This window comes from Litchfieldella rifensis, from assembly GCF_042646605.1.
GTDB lineage: Bacteria > Pseudomonadota > Gammaproteobacteria > Pseudomonadales > Halomonadaceae > Litchfieldella > Litchfieldella rifensis.
Genome location: NZ_JBHRUG010000029.1, coordinates 187215 through 207912, shown reverse-complemented (window position 1 = coordinate 207912; position 20698 = coordinate 187215). Strand labels below are relative to the sequence as shown.

Below are 20698 nucleotides of genomic sequence, written 5' to 3'. Positions count from 1 at the left end.
GCATGCCAGTGTCGGTGGTGAGGCTTAAGTATTGCTTAACGGGGGAAAAAGCTTACAGCGCCTTCCAATCCCTACCGCCGTTCTCGCTCATGAGAACCCTGCTGCGTTGGTCCACCCCGACTAGCCGTTCACCATTGTTGGGGTCGATGGCGAGGTGCAGCAGATAGTCTTCCCCCCAGTCGTCGCTGAGCACCTGCCAGTCGTGCGTTTCCTCCGTGGTGCGCAGCAGGCCTAGCCCCGGCATGAAGGCATAGAGATCGCCTCCGGCAGTGGCGGTAACCACGCTGGTGGGGCGACGTTCGGGGTGTGCCTGGCGCCAGCGCTTGCCGCCGTCGGGGCTCATCAGCAGTCCCGTCTGAGTGGCGGCGTAGAGATGATCCGAGTTGCGTGAGGAAGCCGTCAGGCCAATCAGTCCTTCAGGGGCTGGACCCTGGATTTCCCAGTCATGGCCACCATCGCGGCTGACCTGCAAACGACCGTGATAGGCGCCATAGAGCACCTGGGGATCGGCCTTGCTGACGGTCAGTTGGTGGAAGTCCACCGGACCACCGGCGCCGGGAGCGCGCTGCTCCCAGGTCTTGCCGCCATCGCTGGAAACGATGAATCCGAGATTTCCGCCGCGTTGCGGATGGCCGCTGGCGAAGAACAGCTCGGGATCCCCGGGGTGGGGGGCGAACCCCATGAAATCGTGGGTTTCTTGCGATATCTGCCGGGCCAATCCATCGTCGCCGATGATATGCAAGCCATGGTGGGTGGCCAGGTAGAGCCGCTCGGGATTGTTGGGGTCGAAGCCGATGCCGTGAAAGTGTGTCTTTTCCCCCAACTCCTTGAGACCAACACCTTCCGCTTCCGATTGGCAGGCGGCGAGTGCGGGTGCTAGCAGGAGAATTGCAAAGCTACGTAGCAGCATGGACGGTTTCATGGACTTGTCCGTGTTGGGGATGGCGAGAACAAGAATACTCCGGGTGGTGGCTAGCCCACAGTATCCTTCGCGACCGCTTATTCAACAGGCATGGCGCTTGGCCACGCAACCCCGGTGCAACACCGAGGTCGCCACAGCATCGTATCTTGATGCGGGTCAATCGACGGATCATGTCCGTGGACTATCGTCATGACAGGTTCTTCGCTCACCAGGAGAGTCATCATGAGCATTCGTCGACACAAGATCGCACTGGGGCTGATAGTGGCATTGGGTGTAGGCACTACGGAGCTTGCCGTTGCCCAAGGCATGACCGGAGGCACAGTGGGCCCCGGCATGATGGGCGGCCAGCAGGGGATGGGCCCAAGGATGATGATGGGACCGGGCATGATGGGCGGTCAACAGGGCATGGGTCCAGGGATGATGATGGGGCCGGGCATGATGGGCGGCCAGCCGGGCATGATGGGCGGCCAGCCGGGCATGGGTCCAGGGATGATGATGGGGCCGGGCATGATGGGCGGCCAACAGGGCATGGGCCCGGGAATGATGGGTAGCATGATGGGCAGCCAGCCGGGCCTGGGCTCGGGAATGATGGGTGGCATGATGCCATGTCCGATGATGGGGAGTTCCGGCATGGGCAGTGCCATGCATGACGAGCTGACACCTGAGCAGCAACAGGAGATGCGTCGGCTGATGCACGAGCATCGACCCGCCCAGTTCGAGCGCATGGGCCAGTTGATGAACCTGCGCGATGACTTGATGGCCCGGATGGGCGAGTCACGACCCAACCCGGACGAGGTCCAGGCTCTACACGGCCGTATGGCGGACTTGCACGGCGAGATGTTGGCCGAGAAGATGCGGCATCACAACGCCATGGTCGACCTGCTGACCGAGGAACAGCGCGAGCGGTTGCTGGAAGCTCCGGTTCCACCGGCGGGGGAGGCCGGTGACAGTCACTCCGAGCATCACTGACGTTGAGCGTCATTCTTGTTGGGGCGGCCGGCAATGCCTGTCGCCACTTCCCTGTCGATGAGGAGTGTCACCAGATGGCAACCGCGGCTGATCCCAGAGAGTTCGAACTGACAGTACCCGGCATGGGCAGCGATCACTGCGCCGGTATCGTGCGGCAGACGCTCAAGCGCCTTCCCGGCATCGCTGATATCCATACCAATATCGCCAATCATCGGGTCTCGGTAAGCGTCCAGCCGGGTGGCCCCGATGTCGACGCCTTACGTCGGGCGGTGGAAGGTGCCGGTTATGATGTGGCAGCGGTGCATGGTGCGGAAGAAGCGGCGGATGCCGGCTCGGATGTGGCGATTGAGGAGACTTATCTCGCCATGGCACGCAAGCGGCTGTGGATCGCCGGTGTACCCACCTCCTTGATCATGTTGCTGATGATGCCGCACATGTTTTGGCAACCGATTCCCGGTTATTTGCCGATCGTGCTGGTGCTGGCGTTCCCGGTGGTGTTCCTCTATGGCGGCGCGGCGACCCATAAGGCTTCCTGGCGCTCGCTGACCAATGGCACCTTCAACATGGATGTGTTGATTTCCCTGGGGAGTCTGCCGCCCTACCTGATCGGTCTATTCGGTTTCGTCTATCCGATGACCTCGTTCGTCGAGATGGCCGCCACCATCATGACTTTCCATCTGCTGGGACGTTTTCTGGAGGCCAAGGCCAAGGGGCGGGCCTCCCAGGCCATTCGGCGCCTGTTGACCTTGGGCGCCAAGACGGCGCGGGTGGAGCGCGACGGCGAGGAAGTGGAAGTGCCGGTGAAGGCGCTCGCGCCCGGCGACATCATGATCGTGCGTCCCGGCGACAAGATTCCCACCGACGGTGAAGTGGTCGAAGGGGAGAGCCATCTCGATGAATCGATTGCCACCGGTGAATCGGTGCCGGTATACAAGTGCCCGGGCGATAGTGTGATTGGCGCGACCATCAACAAGGAGGGGCGGTTGCGGGTGAAGGCCACCCGGGTCGGCGGAGATACTTTCCTCGCTCAGGTGGTGCGCTTGATCGACCAGGCCCAGGGCTCCCGGGTACCGATCCAGGAGTTCGCCGATCGCATGACTGGGCGCTTCGTGCCGGCGGTGATCCTGATATCCATCGCCAGCCTGGCGGCTTGGCTGATGGCGCCAGACGCCCTGCGCCCGATCCTCGACTGGGGCGAGACCTTCCTGCCGTGGGTCAATCCCGAGGCCGCGACGCCGGTGTTGGCGATACTCGCCGCGATCGCCGTGCTGGTCATCGCCTGTCCCTGTGCCTTGGGCCTGGCCACACCAACGGCGCTGATGGTCGGCTCGGGGATCGGTGCCGAGCGCGGCATCCTGATTCGTTCAGGCGAGGCGATCCAGACCTTCAAGGACGTCAAGGTCATGGTGCTCGACAAGACCGGCACCATCACCCGCGGCGAGCCGAAGCTGACCGATGCCATCCCCGCCGCCGGTGTCGACGAGAAACGCCTGCTGACCCTGGCGGCGAGCGTGGAGAACGCCTCCGAGCACCCCATCGCCCGGGCCATCGTCGACGGCGCCCGGGAACGCGGCGTCCCGCCCGGCGAGGTGACCGAGTTCCGCTCCACCGGGGCGCGCGGCGTCTCCGGCAAGGTCGATGGCGAGCCAGTCCTGATCGGTAACCGACGCCTGCTTGAAGAGGAGGGCGTCACCGGCCTGGAAGCGCTGGAGGACGACCTGCAACGCCTGGAATCCCGTGGGCGTACCGCCGTGATCGTGGCGTCCGGTGGCCGGGCACGGGGCATCGTGGCCGTCGCCGACACCATCAAGGAAGAGTCGGTGCAAGCCATTCGTGGCATGCACGAACTCGGCTTGCACGTGGTGATGATCACCGGCGACAACGAGCGCGCCGCGCGCGCGGTGGCCGATGAGGTAGGCATCGACGAGGTCCAGGCGGGCGTGCTGCCGGAGGGCAAGGTCGATGCCATTCGTGCCTTGCAGGAAAAGTACGGTCCGCATGTGGCCATGGTCGGTGACGGCATCAACGACGCCGCGGCACTCAAGCAGGCCAACGTCGGCATCGCCATCGGGGCCGGCGCCGATGTTGCCATCGAGGCGGCGGACGTGACCCTGGTGCGTGGCGAACTGACCGGCGTGGTGGAAGCCATGCACTTGTCTCGTGCCACCTTCAGCAAGATCGTGCAGAACCTGCTCTGGGCCAGCGCCTACAACGTGGCAGCGATTCCCATGGCCGCCGTCGGCCTGCTGCATCCGATGATCGGTGTCATCGCCATGACCGCCAGCTCGCTGTCGGTGATCGGCAATTCGTTGCTGCTCAAGCGGCGTTATGCCCGGCTACAACCCAATGGAGGCATCATCTCATGAGCCAGCCTCATTCGAGCGAGAACCAGTCACCAAAGCGCTCGCACGGCGGCTTCTGGCATTCGACCATGGGGATTGTCTGCCTGGTACTCATGGGAGGGGTTGCCGCGCTGCTGATGTGGCGCAGTCATGTTTCGCTCACCAGCGGTTGGTGGCTGTTGGTGCCATTGGCGTTGTGCGTCGGCATGCATCTATTGATGCACCGTGGGCATGGCCACCACAAGAAGGATTGAGGCTCATGCTCCGGTAGGATCGATGCCGTGCTCCTCAATGTTCTGCCAAGTTCGGGGAAGAGGCGCTGGGCTTGAGACCCAACACCCGCGCCTCCTGGTGTCGCCGTCGATACAGGTCCCAACCGGTGGCGGCGGCCAGCAACAGGAAGCCGGCCAGTTCGACCAGGGCGTGGTAGTCGACGAACAGGGTGTATAGCAGGATTCCCGTGGCGATGGTGCCCGCCAGAGTCGGGCCAAGGCTTTGGTGGCGGCGGATGCCGGCGGCTATCGCGGCCAGTGTGAGCAGCACGAAAAGTGCGATGGCAGTGGCCCAGGCCCCTTCGTTCACTCTCAAACCGAGACCCAAGAGTGGCAGCATCGCCACCACGGCCAGGGTGCCATAGCAAGTCAGCAAGGCCATCAGCAGGGTGGCCATGCCCGCCAGGCCACGGCGATGGAGAGCTGCCAGCCAGCGCCGCGGGTCGAGGCGTCGCAACCATTGCTGCATCGGCGAGGGGGCTTCCTGGCCACGCTGCATGCCGAGTTCGATGGAATGGGCACCGAAACTGGCGGCAATTTCCCGCGTCTGGTCACTCGGGCTATGTGCGAAGTAGTCGAGTGTATTGAGTACATGGATGTCCTCGAATCCGGCATCGTGGAACAGGGCCAGCAAGTCCTCCTCCACCGTGGCCCCCACCACGCACTCGACCCACAGGCGCGGGTCGTCATGGCAGTCCACCGATACCGGGCGGCGAATGACCACGTCGGCAAGCTGCAGGCGACCTTGGGGGCGCAGCACGCGAAACATCTCGGCCACCGCGCGGCGCTTGTCCGGTACCAGGTTGAGGGCGCCATTGCTGGTGATGCTGTCGATGCTGGCATCGGCCAGCGGCAGGCGCTCCGCCGAGGCCTGGAGCACGCTGATGTTAGGCACTCCCGCCTCGGTCACGGTGTGTTTCAGCTTGCGGGTCATGGCGGCCGTCAGGTCCAAGGCGATGACATGCCCCCTGGGGCCCGCCAGGCGGCTGGCGATCAGGCTGTCGTTACCGGCCCCGGCGCCGATGTCCAGCACCCGGTCGCCAGGCTGTACGGCCTTGGCGCGGAAGGGGTAGCCGACGCCGGCAAACGATTCCACGAGCGATTGGGGGAGTTCGGCGACCTGTTCGGGTGGATAGCCCAGCAGCCGGCACGCCGAGCTGCCAACGGGAAAGTGAAAGGGTGAGTCGGGTGAGTCGGCCACGGCGGTGTACATGCCCTGGACCGCCGCAACGATCTGCTGCCGAGAGTAGCCGAGTATGGCAACCATGCGAATGTTCCTCCCCGGTCAGGTGGTGGAATCCGTTTCATCGCCATCGAACTGGTCGAGCAGGTCCTTGATGCGACGATGCAGCCGGCGAGGGGCTCTCACCGTGGCGGCCGCTTCCACCTGGGCACGCAGTCTTTTCTCGAATTCGGCGCGGGTGAAACAGTCGCGGCACCTGGCCAGGTGACGCTCGATATCGGCGCGTTGCTGGCTGTCGACTTCCCGGTCGAGGTAGGTGAAGAGCTGTTCCATGACTTCTTCACAACTGAGGTCTCGTGTACTCATGGCCGCTCTCCCTCCATTCCCTGGTGGTCGATCGTGAGCCCGGCGTCCCTGGCCTGCTCCCAAAGTGCCTTCTGCAGCAAGGCCCGCCCCCGGCTCAAGCGGGATCGCACGGTGCCGAGTGGAATCTCGAGCAGCCTGGACGCTTCGTCGTACGTATAGCCCTGCACCTCCACCAGTACAACGATTACCCGGAAGGGGTCGGGAAGGGCATCCAAGGCCCGCTGCAGGTCGTCTTGCAGCAAGGCGTTGAGGAACTGGTCCTCGGCACTGCCCCACCACAGCAGAAACGGTTGGTGCAATTGCTGGAACAGCGAGAAGTTGGCCTCGTCGAGGTCATCCGGTGATGCGGGCTCGAGCTCCGGCGAGGCGTGTGGACGACTCTGCCGACGACGCCATTCACTGATGAAGGTGTTGTTGAGGATATGAAACAGCCAGCCTTCGAAGCAGCGTCGGTCGCGTAGTTCATCCAGCTTGGTCCAGGCCTTGCCCACTGCGTCGGCGACGATATCTTCCGCATCGTCCGGGTTCCGGGTCAGGCGCAGGGCCGTGCCGTAGAGCCTGTCCATCAGGCGCTCCACTTCGTGCTCGAACCATCGCCGCCGTTCTCGATGGCTGGGGGGATCGCTCGATGACATCAGTGTCCTCGAATTCGGCTGTCGGGGGAGATGCTCCCCGACGGCCGCGTCGCTGGTGACATGATTGGCAAGGGACATGGACCACCTGTATGAGCATGGGGCAGGCCAACGCTACGAGCAATCTCGGGCTGCCCGCCCTCGGTGGCAAGGACGCTTCAGGGTCGCGAAGGGTTCCCGACGTTATGGCAAGGGGCTGCGTCGACTGCCGGGAACACCGCTGGCTCCTCATGCGTCCTGGCGGCACGTGGCACTTCGGGTGCCGCGACAACCGTAGCCGAGCAGAGGAGGGCATGACCCATGACAATCGCTACACATACCACAGCGTCGGCGCTGGACCGCTCGGACCTCGAGCACCAGGTCAAGGAAATGTACCGCCAGGTCGCGGAAACGCCGCAAGGTGAATTTCATTTCGAGATGGGGCGCGCCCTGGCCGAGCGGCTGGGTTATGCGCCCGAGGACCTGGACCGGATTCCCGCCGCAGCGATCGACTCCTTCGCCGGGGTGGGGCATTTCTTCGACCTGGCGGACATCGCCCCTGGTGAGGAGGTGCTCGACCTGGGCAGCGGCTCGGGAATGGATGCCTTCCTCGCTGCGCTCAAGGCGGGCCCCGAAGGGCGCGTGCTGGGGCTGGACATGACCGAGGCGCAGCGTCTCAAGGCCCAGCAACTGGCGCAACAGAACGGGTTTGCGACGGTCACTTTCCACGAGGGTTACATCGAGGCACCGCCCTTCGCGGACGCCAGCGTCGACATCGTGATCAGCAACGGCGTGATCAATCTTTCGCCGGACAAGCCGCGAGTCTTCGCCGAGGCGGCCCGGTTGCTGCGTCCCGGAGGACGACTGGCGATCGCCGATATCGTCACCGAGGCTCCCTTGCCCGAGCAGGTCAAGTGCAATGCCACCCTGTGGGCGGCGTGCATTGGTGGGGCCATCCAGCAGAACGATTATCGCGCGGCGATCGAAAAGGCGGGGCTGCGCATCCAGACCGTACGCGAGCACCCGGAATACCGCTTCCTGACCGAGTCGGCCCAGGGCGCCAGCCGCACCTACGGCGTCAAGAGCGTTTCCCTGCTGGCGATCAAGCCATAGATCCGCCGACGATCCAAACCACTGGAGGGAAGCATGAGCGACAACGGCGGCCGTGAAGGCCGCCGTTGTCGTTGTGGGTAGTGACGTTTTGGCTCAGGAGGTGGTGCCAAGCGCCTCCGCTTCACCAATGGAACCAGGCATGGCATGCACAGCGCCATTCTGGGTACTCAGTGCCAGGAAGTGGAGGTGGCGTTCGTACTCGGCGAGCACGTCACTGATCACCTGGCCACGAGTGTAGCCGTTGAGATCCTGGCCGAGACCACCCTCGGTGAGATAGACATCCAGGCGCAGGTAGTAATCGTCGTTCATCGGCAGGAAGCTTGGTGCACGCATGCGATGCGGACGGACCTGATAGACGAAGGTCTGGGCGTTGTCGAACTCCACTTGCAGCGTCAGGCGCGGCAGTGGCTCGCCATCGACCTGCTCCTCGCCGACATTGGCCGTCTGGCCGCGGCCTTCGAGTTCCTGGGCGAACTGGGTCAGGGCCGGACGAATCGAGTGCTCGATGACGGCGGCGGCCCCGGCACGGCTGGAAGTGTCCAGTGCGCGGTCGAGCCGTTCGCGCCAGTCACCACCCGGGGCGGTGCCGGTGATCCGACGGCGGGCGTTGGCCTTGTCGTCTTCCATGCGCAAGGCGCGATAGGTGCCGGCCATGATGGCGAAGATCACCACCGAGAATGGCAGGGCAGTGACTACCACGGCACTCTGTAGGGCGGAAAGCCCGCCGGCCATCAGCAGGGCGACGGTGACCAGACCGATCATTGCCGACCAGAAGATACGCAGCCTGATCGGGGCGTCGTGGTTGACGTCGGAGAGGATCGAGGTGAAGTTGGCCAGTACTAGGGCACCGGAATCCGCCGAGGTGACGAAGAACACGATGCCCAGGATGGTTACCACGGCGGCGGTGAAACCGACCCACGGGTAGTGCTCGAGCAGGGTGTACATGGTGGTCTGCGGTGTGTTCAGGGCCTGCTCGCCGAGAAGGGCGACGCCCTGGTTGGCGACCAGTTCGATGCCGCTGTTACCGAATACCGACATCCAGATCATCATGAAGGCCAGCGGGATGCCCAGGGCCCCGGCGACGAATTGGCGGATGGTGCGTCCACGCGAGATGCGCGCCAGGAACAGGCCGACGAACGGTGTCCAGGCGATCCACCAACCCCAGAAGAAGATGGTCCACCAGCCCTTCCACTCATTGGCTTCCTGGCCGGCATAGGCATAGGTGTCGAAGCTCTTGGCGAGGAAGCCCGCGAAGTAGTCGCCGATGTTGTTGACCGCCATGTCGAGCAGTTTCAGGGTTTGCCCCTGGAACAGCACGAACAGCAGCAAGGCCACGGCCAATAGCATGTTGAATTCCGACAGGCGACGAATCCCCTTGTCGACGCCACTGACCACCGAGATGGTGGCGATTACCATGACCAGTACGATAAGGATGATCTGGACCGACAGGCTCTCCGGCACGTCGAACATGTAGCTCAGCCCGTAGTTGAGCTGCATGACACCGATGCCGAGGCTGGTGGCGATGCCGAACACGGTGGAGATCACCGCGGTGATGTCCACCGTGTGCCCGATGGGACCGTAGATGCGCTTGCCGAGCAGCGGATAGAGAGCGCTGCGGATCGACAACGGCAGGCGGTGACGATAGCTGAAGTAGGCGAGTGCCATGCCCATCAGCACATACAGCCCCCAGCCGGACAGGCCCCAGTGAAAGAACGTCTGGACCACCGCGGCACGCATCGCCGCCTGGCTTTCCGGCTCGAGATCCGGCGGGACCAGGTAGTGCGATATCGGCTCGGCGACGCTGAAGAACAGCAGGTCGATGCCGATGCCGGCGGCGAACAGCATCGCCGACCACGACAGCAAGGAGAACTCTGGGCGCGAATGGTCGGGGCCGAGGCGAATGCTGCCGAAGCGTGACATGCCAATGGCGACGACGAAGACCAGATAGGCCACCACCGCCAGCATGTAGTACCAGCCGAAGGTTTCGCTGACCCAGGCCAGGGCGGCATCGAAGAAGGCACCGGCCTGTTCAGTGAAGGTCATGGTAATTACCAGGAAGACGAGAATACCCGCCACCGAGCCGTGGAAGACGGCCGGATTGAGGCGGTCTCGCCGCTCGGGAACTGCATTGTCATGCGCCATGGGGATGACTCCCTAAGTGTTGTTGATATCTGTCTCGTGCCCTTGGGCGGTGCGACATGCCGGGCTGCCCGAACGGAATCGGGAGCACCGGAGAGTGAGGGCGTCCTTGGATGTCATTCATTGGTTACTGTTATTTTGATTGAATGAGCAATCAAAATAACGCCAAAGACAGTCCTTGCCTAGGCCCTGATGACGGGATGTCGCAATCTGACACAAAACGCCGATTCGACGCCTGGAGCGTCTCGAGGGTGGGGTATCGCACTAGACCTGCCCTGGAACGGCTGTTGCCGGAGAGCAGGGTCCCACCGCATAAACAATTTTTATTGATTGTCTGTTCAAATAAAATACGCACTTCTTTGACGAAGTGCAACTTCAGGCGAGGCTGGCAGAGCGAGGACATCGTGGTACGGGGCTGGACGACTGAATAACCCGGTAGCGAAAAGCCCGGCACATTGGCCGGGCAGGTAGGGGGCGACAGGAGCTTATCCGGTAGCGGAAAGCGTTTTACCACAGGGTCAGGCGTCGTCGTTTGCCTGGTGCTCGGGGGCGTGATGTCCGCCATGCGGCTCTTGGTGGTGACCCTTGTGATGCGCATGGGGGGACTTCATGATCTCGCGGAGCTCTGCCAGTTGCTCGTCGGTGAGGATCTCGGCCAGGGCCGCGCGGTGCTCGTCACGGATCTCCAGCCAGGCGGCGCGCCTGTCTTCACGGTTGTCGAATTCCTGATCGCGCAGCTCACGGGCGTCGGCCATCATCGCTTCGCGGGCATCATGCAGGGCCTGTCGCTCGGCTTCGTCGAGTCCCCAGCTATCGATCAACGCATCCAGGCGTTCCTGCATGGCCTGGCGGCGTTCGGCGTGGCGTTCCTCGTGCATCTCGCGCATGGCGGCCTTGAGTGCCTCATGCTGTTCTTCGCCGAGGATATCGTTGACGCGCTCGTGATGCTGCTCGCGCAGCTCACGCTGGGCTTCGCGGTGCTCGGCATGGGCCTCTTCCAGGGCGGCGCGAGTGGCTTCATCGATGCCGGCGCGCTCGTAGAGCGCCTGGCGTTGCTCCTGATGCCGCTCGTTCCAGGGGTGGCGTGATTCGTCACCGGGGGCGGCACTGGCGGCGAGCGACAGCGGCGCGATGGCGATCGCCAGCAGGGCGGGCATCAGCAGTTTGCGCGTGGTCAGTCGGATCATGGCAAGACGCTCCTTGTGGTCTCTGTGTTGACGCTGTCAGTCTCGCCGTGCCTTGTGCATCCAGCTTGCAGGGAGCGTGCAACCATCGAGCAAGTCCGTGCACCCTTCTTGCCCGTTCGGCGGGCAGGCCTACTCCTCGGGCTGATACTTGTAGCCCACGCCATACACCGAGCGAATGATTTCCCGTTCCGGCCATACGTCGCCGATCTTCTTGCGCAGCTTCTTGATATGACTGTCGACGGTGCGTTCGGAGACGATGCGATGGTCGCGGTACATGTGATCCATCAACTGATCGCGCGAGAAGATGCGCCCCGGCGCATTCATCATCACCTTGAGTAGCTGAAATTCCACCGCGGTCAGTCCCAGGTCGTGGCCATCGGCCAGTGCCCGCCAGCCATCGTCGTCGAGCACCAGGGCGCTACCGGCCCCTTCGGCGCCCCCCTGGCCACTGAGGATGCGGCTGCGACGCAGCACGGCCTTGATACGAGCCACGACTTCCCGCGGACTGAAGGGCTTGCAGATATAGTCGTCGGCACCCAGTTCCAGGCCCAGAAGGCGGTCGACTTCCTCGACCCGTGCCGTGAGCATGATGACCGGCAGGGTGGGCCAGCGTTCGCGGATCTGCCGGCACAGCGTCAGGCCATCGGTGCCCGGCAGCATCAGGTCGAGCAGCACCAGCGAAGGGCGTTGCGCTTCCAGCCACGGTATCACCTCGTCGCCATGCTCCAGGTGGTGGGGATGAAAGCCGCTGCCGGTCAGGTAATCGGATACCAGGCGGGCGATCTTGGGCTCGTCTTCGACGACCAGAATGGTGTCGTCCTGATGCTTATCTCCGTTGCCACTCATGCCATGTCCTCCCTGATCAATGGAAACTCCAATGTCCAGCATAACCCGCCCAGCGTCGAGTGCGAGGCGTATATCCGTCCACCATGGGCCTTGACCAGCGCAGTGGCGATGGACAGGCCCAGGCCGCTGCCGCCGCGCTTGCGGTTGCGCGAGCTGTCGACGCGATACAGACGCTCGGTGAGGCGTGGCAGTTCCTCGGTGGTGACGCCGGGAGCGCTGTCTTCCCAGGTGACGCGCACACGGGTCTCGCCGAGTGCAAGGCTGACACGTAGCCGACCCGGGGCATCGGTGTAGGCACAGGTGTTGTCGAGCAGGTTGTTCCAGAGCTGACGCAGGCGCTGGGTGTCGCCATGGATCGGGGCTGGGTGGGGGATCTCCAACTCGAGGGCGATATCCCGGTCGCGCAACCAGCCCTTGGCATCCTCGAGTCGTCCGCTCAGGGACTCGGCCAGGTCCAGCGGGGCCAGTGACACTTCCAGGGCCCCGGCATCGCTCTGCGCCAGCAGGCGCAGGTCGGCGACCAGCCGCTCGAGCTGGCCGACTTCCTGGGACAGGGAGTGCAGGTTGTCGTCGTTCATCGGACGAATGCCGTCCTGCATGGCCTCGATCTCGCCGCGCAGCACCGCCAGTGGCGTGCGCAGCTCATGGGCGATGTCCGATACCCAACGCTGACGTGCCTCGCGATTGGCCTCGAGGGTCGCGGCCAGCACATTGAAGTCGTAGGCCAGGCGTGAGAGTTCATCGCGGCCTTGCTCGGGCAGGCGAATGCTGTAGTCGCCTTCGGTCAGGCGACGCGTGGCCAGCGCCATGCTGCGGGTACGACGGCCCAGCCACCAGGACAGCCCTCCGGCAAGCAGCAACGAGGCCAGTGCCAGCGAGCCGACGATGATCGAGAGGTTGCGTTGCTGGCGGGCCAGGAAGATGCGATCCATGCGTGCCATCAACTGTTGAGGAGGGCGGTAGCCCAAGGCGCCGACCTGCTGGCCGTTGCTGATGATGGGTAGCCAATTCAACTCAGGCGGCTCTTGGCCATCCTCGGGCAGTATCGGTGGCGGCAGCCCGATCACCGGCAGACCATCGGCATCGTGCAGTACGAAGTCGCCGGGGTCGCCGAGGCGACGGTCGATGCCTTCGGGGGGAGGCCCCTCTCCAGGCCACAGTTGCTGGCGAACCAGCCGGTGCCACTCCCGTCTCGATTCACGCAACCACTGCCAGTCGCCGCGCCGCTGCCATTCCTCGCCGAGCCCCTCGGCCAGGGTCTTGGCGCGGTTGACCTGAGTGGTTTCCAGATAATCGATGAAACCCTGGTCGAGACTGCGCGACACGCCCAGGAACACCAAGCCCGAGATCACCACGTTGACCACCAGGATGATCAGGAACAGCTTGATGCCCAAGCGGGATATGGCCAGGTGAGGCAGGTGCTTCATGGTGTCTCCATGGTGGGGGCCTCGGCGGGACCGGGACCCGGCCCAGTCGCTGGCCCAAGGCATCCAGCATCGGGTGCAGGCAGGGGACCTGCAGGATCAGGGTGGCGAGGAGGCGGTAGGCGTGTCATCGGCGGTTCGAGATGGAAACTTGGACCCTATAGCATCGCCGCCGGGGATGCAGGCATTGGTCATAAAGTGTGCAAGCAAGGTGCAAGCGTGGGCAACCCCACGGGAAAGCACGATCAGGGGCAGCTTTCGCCGATCAGCAGCTCGGTGGTCAGCACCTTCGCTTCTCGAGGTGCCAGGCCGAGGATCATCCTGGCGGCCAGCCGGCCCTTCTCGACGCTGTCCTGGCGCACCGTGGTCAGGCGTGGCGCACGGTACTGGCCTTCGGCGATACCGTCGAACCCGGTCAGGCGCAGGTCCTCGGGGATACGCAGACCGCGCTGTTCGGCCAGCGTCAGGGCGGTCAGGGCGATGCGATCCGACATGCACAGCAGCAGGTCGGGGCGCTGGTCGTCGGGCAGGTCGAGGATCTCCTCGAGCACCGGGGCGCAGACCTCGTAGGTGTTCTCCTCGATGTTCCACATCGGCACCTGGGCTGGGTCGATGCCATGTTCCGAGAAGGCCCGCTGGAAGCCAGCGAGCCGCGAGCGGGTGATGGTGCGCTCAGCCGGCAACGGCTCATACTCGTCGGTGATGCGCCCATTGCAGGGCTCCTTGGTGAGGCGCAGGGTGACCACCGCCGGTCGTTGCGGCAGGGTCTTGAGGGCATGGCAGGCGATGGCGTAACTGGCCGGCTCGTTGTCGATATGCACCGTGGGATAGCCTTCGGGAGTGAAGTCCACCGCCACCAAAGGATGCTGGGCGGGAAGGTCGGCGAGCAGCATCAGGCTCGGCGGCATCAAGCCGTAGGCGATGAAGCCGTCGGCCATGCTCGATGAACCGGGTGCCTGAGAGATGTGCTGGCGGCCCGACAACAACAGCAGGGTATGGCCGTGAACATCGAGCACCTCGGCGATCCCTGTCAGTAGTTCGCTGGCTACGGCATCGTTCAAACTGTAGGTCAGGCTCTCGGCGAGCACCACGGCGATGATCCGTGAGCGGCCGGTGCGCAGGCTGCGAGCCTTGGCATCCGGACCCGAATAGCCCAGGCGCCGGGCCTCGCTGAGAATGCGCTCGCGCAGTTTCGGCGAGAGCTGGTCGGGCCGGTTGAAGGCATTGGAGATGCTGGCAGTGGACACGCCGAGCTCGGCAGCCAGATCCTTGAGCGTGATGCGGCGTGGCGGTAGGGTCACGTTCGTTTCCATGCTAAGCAATCCAACGTCAAGGATACCGCTCCGGCTGCCGGGGCGATAGGGCGATTTACCAGCCGCGACGGCCGAGGCGCTTGAGTTCCGAGTCAAGCTGCCGTACCGCACTGGCAGCGTCGATGTCACCGGAGAGCACCTGGTGAGTGCGGTTGAAGAAGGCATTGGAGACCCGCGCATAGGCGTCGCCGGTAACGGAAGCCGGGCGTGGCACGCCATTGGCCAGGGTTTGGTAGAGGTCCCTCATGGAAGGGTTGCTGGCCAGCACTTCCTCGTCCTGATAGAGCGACTCGATGGTCGGGTTCATGCCCATCTCGATGGCATGCGCCTTCTGCTGCGGCTTGGCGGTGAGGTAGGCGACCAGGTCGGCGGCCAGTTCCGGATGCTCCGAATAGCGCGAGACGGCGAAGTTCCAGCCGCCCAGCGTCGAGCGCGATTCACCCTCAGGGCCATGCGGCAATGTCGCCATGCCCACCTTGCCGCGCACTGCGCTGCCATCGCTCTGGGCCAACGACCAGACATAGGGCCAGTTGCGCAGGAACAGTGCGTTGCCGGACTGGAAAACCCCACGCGTCTCTTCCTCGGTATGGTTGAGGGTGCCTTCCGGCGAGATGTCGCCGATCCAGGAGGCGGCAAGCTCCAAGGCAGCGATGGCCTGGGAGTTGTCGACGGTGACCTCGCCCTCGGCATCGACGAGGGTGCCGCCGCCATGACTCGCCACCCATTCCAGGGCGTTGCAGGTCAGGCCTTCGTAGGCGCGACCCTGGAACACATAGCCCCAGAAGTCGCTGTGGCCGGCCTCACGTTCTGCGGCTTGTACCTCGCGGGCGATCTCGGTCAGTTGCTGCCAGGTTTCGGGCACCTCATGGCCGTACTTGTCGAGCAGGTCCTGGCGGTAGTAGAGCAACCCGGCGTCGGTATACCAGGGCATGGCCACCAGGCGACCATCGATGGTGTTGTTGTCGATCAGCGCCGGGAAGAAGCCGTCGGTGGCAGCTTCGGGCAGGTAGTCGCCGAGATCCACCAAATGGTCGTCGAGCAGGCCAGGCCAGACGATATCGATCATCAGCACATCGACATCGCTGGACTGGCTGCTGAGCAGTTGCTGGTAGAGCGACAGTTTTTCGGTGGTGGCGTTGGGAGTGGAGATGACATTGACCTGATGGCCGGTCTGCTCGGCCCACTGTCGGGCGAGCACCGGGCAGTAGTCGGCGGCATCGCCGGATCCGCAGGCAATGGAAATCTCTGCCGCCAGGGCCTGCTGACCGACCAATGCGATACCGCTCAGCAACAGTGCGCCGGCACCGCCTCTGAGCAGGCGGCTGGTGGCCGATAAGGAGTGAGTCGATACAAGAGGCATGGGCGAACTCCCCGTATTGTGCTTGTTGGAGGACCTGAGTGATTTCTTCAGGCGGCCTGACTTTGCTTGGCGAGCGCTAGCGCCTTGTCGTTACCATCGAACAGGTGGACATGTTCGAGCTCGGGCACCAGCGCCACCCGCTGGCCGACCTTCCAACGACTCGGTGCTTCGCTGCGATGGATCAACAGGGTGTCGCCGGCCTTGGGCTCGAGGTAGACATAGACCTCATTGCCCAGGTACTCCACGTTGACGATCTCGAAGCTGTTGTCGCCTTCCGCCTCGGCCAGGCGCAGGTGCTCGGGACGCACGCCGAGGGTCAAACCGGCTCCGGCTTGCTGGCCGTCGGCGCTCTGGGGGAGGGGCAGTTCGCCCAGGCCCGGGGCGCGTACCCGGCAACCCTCCGCGGAACCACCGATGAGCTCCGCCGGCATGAAATTCATGGTCGGCGAGCCGATGAAACCGGCAACGAACTTGGTGGCAGGCTGTTGATAGAGGGTCTGGGGGCTGCCGACCTGCTCGATGCGACCGTCGCGCAGCACCACGATCTTGTCGGCGAGCGTCATGGCCTCGACCTGGTCATGGGTGACGTAGACCATGGTGGAGCCTAGGCGATGGTGCAGCCGGGCAATCTCGTTGCGCATCTGCACGCGCAGCGAAGCATCCAGGTTGGACAGCGGCTCGTCGAACAGCAGGATGCGCGGCTCGCGGGCCATGGCGCGCCCCATGGCCACTCGCTGGCGCTGGCCCCCGGAGAGCTCCTTGGGCTTGCGCTGCAAGAGCTCCTCGAGCTGCAGGATGTGCGCCGTTTCCAGCACCCGCTGCTCCACGGTCTGCTTGTCGGTCTTGGCCAGCTTGAGGCCGAAGGCCATGTTCTCGTAGACCGTCATGTGCGGATACAGGGCATAGGACTGGAACACCATGCCCACGCCGCGCTCGCGCGGCGGCAGGTCGTTGACGACCGTGTCGCCGATTCTCAGCTCGCCGCCGGTGATCGACTCCAGGCCGGCGATCAGGCGCAACAGGGTCGACTTGCCACAGCCCGAAGGGCCGACGAAGACCACGAACTCACCGTTGCCGACCTGCAGGTCGACGTCCTTGATGATGTGGGTGCTGCCGAAGATCTTGTTGATCTTTTCCAGGGTCACGCTTGCCATCTTGCGACTCCCCGCCGGTCATTGCGGACCGGCATGATTGTGTGTTGTCAGCCGAGTTGGAGATAGGCGGCTTGATAAGGCGGCAGGGTCAGGCGCCTGCCCTCGAGAGTGGCCTGGAAACCGTGGCCATCGAGTAATCTGCCGTGCTCCGGCAGCGTGGTGACCAGCGCCTCCCCCGTCAGGTTGAAGGCACACAGCAGCCGCTCGCCATGGCCATCACGAATGAAACCGAGCAGATCTTCCCCCAGGTCCACCAGGACCAGGTCGCCGTCGAACAGCGCCGGATGCCGGCCGCGGAAGGTGAGCAGCCGTCGCACGGCGTTGAGCGTCGAGGCAGGGTCATCCTGCTGCGTCTCTACGGCCAGCGGCAGGTGGCGCTTTTCTATCGGCAACCACGGCTCGGCCTCGGAGAAACCGGCCAGCGGCGCCTGACGCCAGGGCATGGGGGTCCGGCAGCCGTCACGCCCCTTGAACTCCGGCCACAGCGCCTTGCCATAAGGGTCCTGGATGCACTCGAAGGGTACCTCGGCCTCGGGCAGACCCAGCTCCTCGCCCTGGTAGAGGCAGACACTGCCGCGCAGCGACAGCAGCATGGCCAGGGCGATCCGGGGATAGGCCTTGGGGTCTTCCCTCTGACCCCAACGCGTCGCGCTTCTCGTCACGTCGTGGTTGGACAGCGACCAGCATGGCCAGGCGTCGCCGGCCAGGCGTTGGAAGCGCTCGATCACCTCGCGGATATAGCGCGGCGAATGTGGCTCGTTGAGCAGGTCGAAGGTATAGGCCATGTGCAGCTTGTCGCCGTTGGCGGTGTATTCGGCCATGCGTTCGAGCGGGTTGTCGTCGCCGATCTCGCCCACCGTGGTGGTGCCGGGGAATTCGTCCATCAGGGCCCGCAGGTCGCGCAGGAAGGCGAGGTTTTCCGGACGGCTGATGTCGTAGACATGGCGCTGCCAGGTGTAGGGGTTGGTATCCGGGGCGCCCAGGGTCTTGCTTTCCCCCGCTGGCACCGGCGGGTTGTCGCGCAGTTCCCGGTCGTGGAAGTAGAAGTTGACGGTATCGAGGCGGAAACCGTCGACCCCCAGTTCCAGCCAGAAACGCATGTTGTCGAGGTGTGCCTGGCGGACCTCGGGGTTGTGGAAATTCACGTCCGGCTGGCTGGACAGGAAGTTGTGCAGGTAGTACTGGCGGCGACGCGAGTCGAAGGTCCAGGCAGGCCCGCCGAAGATCGACAGCCAGTTGTTGGGCGGCGTGCCATCCGCCTTGGGATCGGCCCACACGTACCAGTCGGCCTTGTCATTGGTGCGATCCTGGCGACTCGCCTGGAACCAGGGATGCTGATTCGAGGTGTGGCTGATGACCTGGTCGATGATCACCTTCAGTCCCAGGGCATGGGCACGCGCCAACAGCGCCTTGAAGTCGTCGAGGGTGCCGAACATCGGGTCGACATCGCGGTAGTCGCTGATGTCGTAGCCGAAATCCAGCATCGGCGAGGTGAAGAACGGCGACAGCCAGATGCCGTCGACGCCCAGACTCGCGACATAGTCGAGTCGATCGGTAACCCCGCGCAAGTCGCCGATACCGTCGCCGTTGGCGTCCATGAAGCTGCGCGGGTAGATCTGATAGATGACGCCGCCGCGCCACCACGAGGTGCTGTCTTGCATGCGAATATCCATTGATGAGTGTTAACCCTTGACTGCGCCTGCAGTCAGGCCGGAGACGATGCGCCGCTGGAAGATCATCACCAGAATGACCAGCGGCACGGTGACGGTGACCGAGGCGGCCATGATCGGTCCCCAGGGCAATTCGTGCTGGCTGCCGCCGGAGATCAGGGCGATGGCCACCGGCACCGTGCGCTGGCTGTCGGTGAGGGTGAAGGTCAGGGCGAACAGGAACTCGTTCCAGGCGGCGATAAAGGCCAGCAGGCCGGTGGTTGCCATGGCCGGCCACATCAGCGGCAGGAACACCTTGGTGATGGTGACCCAGGGTGTGGCACCGTCCATGATCGCCGCCTCTTCCAGTTCCATGGGGAGCTGGCGCATGAAGGTGGTCAGCACCCAGACGGTGAAGGGCAGGGTGAAGATGGTGTAGCTGAGAATCAGGCCGCCCGGGTTGTTGTAGAGGTTCAGGCTGCGGATGACCTCGAACAGCCCGGAAAGCACCGCCACCTGAGGGAACATCGACACCCCGAGGATCACCAGCATCACCGTGGTGCGGCCACGAAAGCGCACCCGACCCAAGGCATAGGAGGCGGTGATGCCCAACAGCAGGGCGATGAACACCACGCTCAGCGACACCAGGATGGAGTTGAAGATGGCGCGCACGAAGCTCTTCTGGCTGAAGATCTGCACGTAGTTGCTGAAATCCAGCGACGACAGCCAGAAGTCGACGCGGAACAGTTCGCTGGACGGTTTCAGCGAGGTGATCACGGCGTAGTAGAAGGGGAAGATGGCATATACCATCACCACGGCGATCAATGCCCAGAACCCGAGGCGTTTGAGTAGCTTGAAGAGCTGACGCTGATTCATTGGTCGACTCCCAGTTGACGGCGGCCGAGGTACAGATACATCACGGTGGCCAAGGCGATGATCAGGAACAGCAGGGTCGAGGCGGCGCTGCCATAGCCGACGTCCTGGAATTCGACCAGTTGCTGACGGGCATAGATCGACATGGTCATGGTGCTGGTGGAGTTGGATGTCAGCACATAGATGACGTCGAATACGCGCAGGGCGTCGAGCAAGCGGAAGATCACTGCCACCAGGAGGGCCGGGGTGATCAGTGGCAGGGTCACGCGGAAGAACACCTTGACCGGATGGATGCCGTCGACCTCGGCGGCCTCGTAGCAGTCCTTGGGCAACATCTGCAATGCGGCCAGCACCAGCAGGGCGACGAAGGGAATGGTCTTCCACACGTCGACCATGATCACCGCCCACATGGAGTAGGTGGCGTTGGCGGTCCAGGCGATGGGCGAGTCGATGATGCCGAGCGCCAGCAGCATATGATTGATGATCCCGAATTGGTCGTTGAGCATCCAGGCCCACATCTTGGCCGAGACGATGGTGGGGATCGCCCAGGGGATCAGTACCGCGGCGCGAACCAGGATGCGGCCCTTGAATTCGGCATTGAGCAGCAGTGCGACGATGATGCCGAAGACCACTTCCAACGACACCGAGACCACGCTGAAGAACAGGGTGTTCCACACCGAGCGCCACCACACCGGATCGGTGAGCAGGCCGTACCAGGCGCCGTCGTCATAGACCAGATAGTTCTCGAAGCCAATGAACAGGGCGCCAGCGGTATCCGACAGCGAGGCATCGGTGAAACTGAGATAGAAGGTGCGCAGCAGCGGCCAACCGGCCACCAGGGCCAGCGCCACCAGCATTGGGGCAAGGAATAGCCAGGCGGCTCGCACACGCTGACGGCGGACCTTGGTGGCGCGATAACTCGCCCGTGGGGGGCGCACCCGTTGGGGTGCGCTAGCGGTGACTGGAGTGGACATG

At 63.8% G+C, this 20698-nt stretch carries 18 protein-coding genes; 4 read left to right on the top strand and 14 right to left on the bottom strand.

Annotated elements, in window-relative coordinates:
* Positions 1–52: 52 nt before the first annotated feature.
* Positions 53–922 carry a WD40/YVTN/BNR-like repeat-containing protein gene (locus tag ACFOEV_RS15490; protein ID WP_386775528.1) on the bottom strand — a complete coding sequence of 290 codons (870 nt, stop codon included), beginning with the start codon at positions 920–922 and terminating at the stop codon, positions 53–55.
* A 222-nt stretch (positions 923–1144) separates the two neighbouring features.
* Between ACFOEV_RS15490 and ACFOEV_RS15485 the strand changes: the two genes are divergently transcribed.
* The 3 genes from ACFOEV_RS15485 (at position 1145) to ACFOEV_RS15475 (ending at position 4487) form a co-directional block, all read left to right on the top strand.
* Complete coding sequence (locus ACFOEV_RS15485; RefSeq protein WP_386775526.1) at positions 1145–1891, top strand: Spy/CpxP family protein refolding chaperone; 747 nt, start codon at positions 1145–1147, stop codon at positions 1889–1891.
* 74 nt (positions 1892–1965) lie between these two features.
* Complete coding sequence (locus ACFOEV_RS15480; protein WP_386775524.1) at positions 1966–4257, top strand: heavy metal translocating P-type ATPase; 2292 nt, start codon at positions 1966–1968, stop codon at positions 4255–4257.
* The gene (locus ACFOEV_RS15475; RefSeq protein ID WP_386775522.1) at positions 4254–4487 is read left to right on the top strand and encodes a DUF2933 domain-containing protein; all 234 of its coding nucleotides are present in this window, start codon (positions 4254–4256) and stop codon (positions 4485–4487) included. Before ACFOEV_RS15480 ends, ACFOEV_RS15475 begins: the two co-directional genes overlap by 4 nt.
* Before the next feature lie 34 nt (positions 4488–4521).
* Here the strand turns inward: ACFOEV_RS15475 and ACFOEV_RS15470 are convergent, their stop codons facing one another.
* From ACFOEV_RS15470 to ACFOEV_RS15460, 3 genes are read right to left on the bottom strand one after another with little or no spacing between them, the layout of a single operon-like run.
* The gene (locus ACFOEV_RS15470; RefSeq protein ID WP_386775520.1) at positions 4522–5772 is read right to left on the bottom strand and encodes a MerC family mercury resistance protein; all 1251 of its coding nucleotides are present in this window, start codon (positions 5770–5772) and stop codon (positions 4522–4524) included.
* A gap of 18 nt (positions 5773–5790) precedes the next feature.
* Positions 5791–6054: an anti-sigma factor family protein gene (locus ACFOEV_RS15465; RefSeq protein WP_386775518.1), complete on the bottom strand. Its 264-nt coding sequence runs from the start codon at positions 6052–6054 to the stop codon at positions 5791–5793.
* Complete coding sequence (locus tag ACFOEV_RS15460; protein ID WP_386775516.1) at positions 6051–6689, bottom strand: sigma-70 family RNA polymerase sigma factor; 639 nt, start codon at positions 6687–6689, stop codon at positions 6051–6053. Before ACFOEV_RS15460 ends, ACFOEV_RS15465 begins: the two co-directional genes overlap by 4 nt.
* A gap of 297 nt (positions 6690–6986) precedes the next feature.
* Between ACFOEV_RS15460 and ACFOEV_RS15455 the strand changes: the two genes are divergently transcribed.
* Complete coding sequence (locus tag ACFOEV_RS15455; protein ID WP_386775514.1) at positions 6987–7778, top strand: methyltransferase domain-containing protein; 792 nt, start codon at positions 6987–6989, stop codon at positions 7776–7778.
* Positions 7779–7871: 93 nt separating this feature from the next.
* Here the strand turns inward: ACFOEV_RS15455 and betT are convergent, their stop codons facing one another.
* The 10 genes from betT to ACFOEV_RS15405 form a co-directional block, all read right to left on the bottom strand.
* Entirely contained in the window at positions 7872–9920 is a 2049-nt protein-coding gene (gene betT, locus ACFOEV_RS15450) for a choline BCCT transporter BetT (protein WP_386775512.1), read from the bottom strand.
* 515 nt (positions 9921–10435) lie between these two features.
* Positions 10436–11104, bottom strand: coding sequence for a hypothetical protein (locus ACFOEV_RS15445; RefSeq protein WP_386775510.1), 669 nt, complete (start codon positions 11102–11104; stop codon positions 10436–10438).
* Positions 11105–11233: 129 nt separating this feature from the next.
* Positions 11234–11950: a response regulator gene (locus ACFOEV_RS15440; RefSeq protein ID WP_386775508.1), complete on the bottom strand. Its 717-nt coding sequence runs from the start codon at positions 11948–11950 to the stop codon at positions 11234–11236.
* Positions 11947–13377, bottom strand: a complete 1431-nt coding sequence (locus ACFOEV_RS15435; protein ID WP_386775506.1) for an ATP-binding protein — start codon at positions 13375–13377, stop codon at positions 11947–11949. Before ACFOEV_RS15435 ends, ACFOEV_RS15440 begins: the two co-directional genes overlap by 4 nt.
* Positions 13378–13619: 242 nt before the next feature.
* On the bottom strand, positions 13620–14687 hold the full coding sequence (locus ACFOEV_RS15430) for a LacI family DNA-binding transcriptional regulator (RefSeq protein WP_386775504.1): 1068 nt from the start codon (positions 14685–14687) through the stop codon (positions 13620–13622).
* Between the two features lie 55 nt (positions 14688–14742).
* On the bottom strand, positions 14743–16047 hold the full coding sequence (locus ACFOEV_RS15425) for an ABC transporter substrate-binding protein (protein WP_386775502.1): 1305 nt from the start codon (positions 16045–16047) through the stop codon (positions 14743–14745).
* A gap of 47 nt (positions 16048–16094) precedes the next feature.
* Entirely contained in the window at positions 16095–17201 is a 1107-nt protein-coding gene (locus ACFOEV_RS15420) for an ABC transporter ATP-binding protein (protein ID WP_386775500.1), read from the bottom strand.
* Positions 17202–17248: 47 nt separating this feature from the next.
* A complete protein-coding gene (locus ACFOEV_RS15415; RefSeq protein ID WP_386775498.1) occupies positions 17249–18862 on the bottom strand; it encodes an alpha-glucosidase in 1614 nt (537 codons plus the stop codon).
* Positions 18863–18883: 21 nt separating this feature from the next.
* On the bottom strand, positions 18884–19726 hold the full coding sequence (locus ACFOEV_RS15410) for a carbohydrate ABC transporter permease (protein ID WP_386775496.1): 843 nt from the start codon (positions 19724–19726) through the stop codon (positions 18884–18886).
* Entirely contained in the window at positions 19723–20697 is a 975-nt protein-coding gene (locus tag ACFOEV_RS15405) for a carbohydrate ABC transporter permease (protein WP_386775494.1), read from the bottom strand. Before ACFOEV_RS15405 ends, ACFOEV_RS15410 begins: the two co-directional genes overlap by 4 nt.
* Position 20698 lies beyond the last annotated feature (1 nt).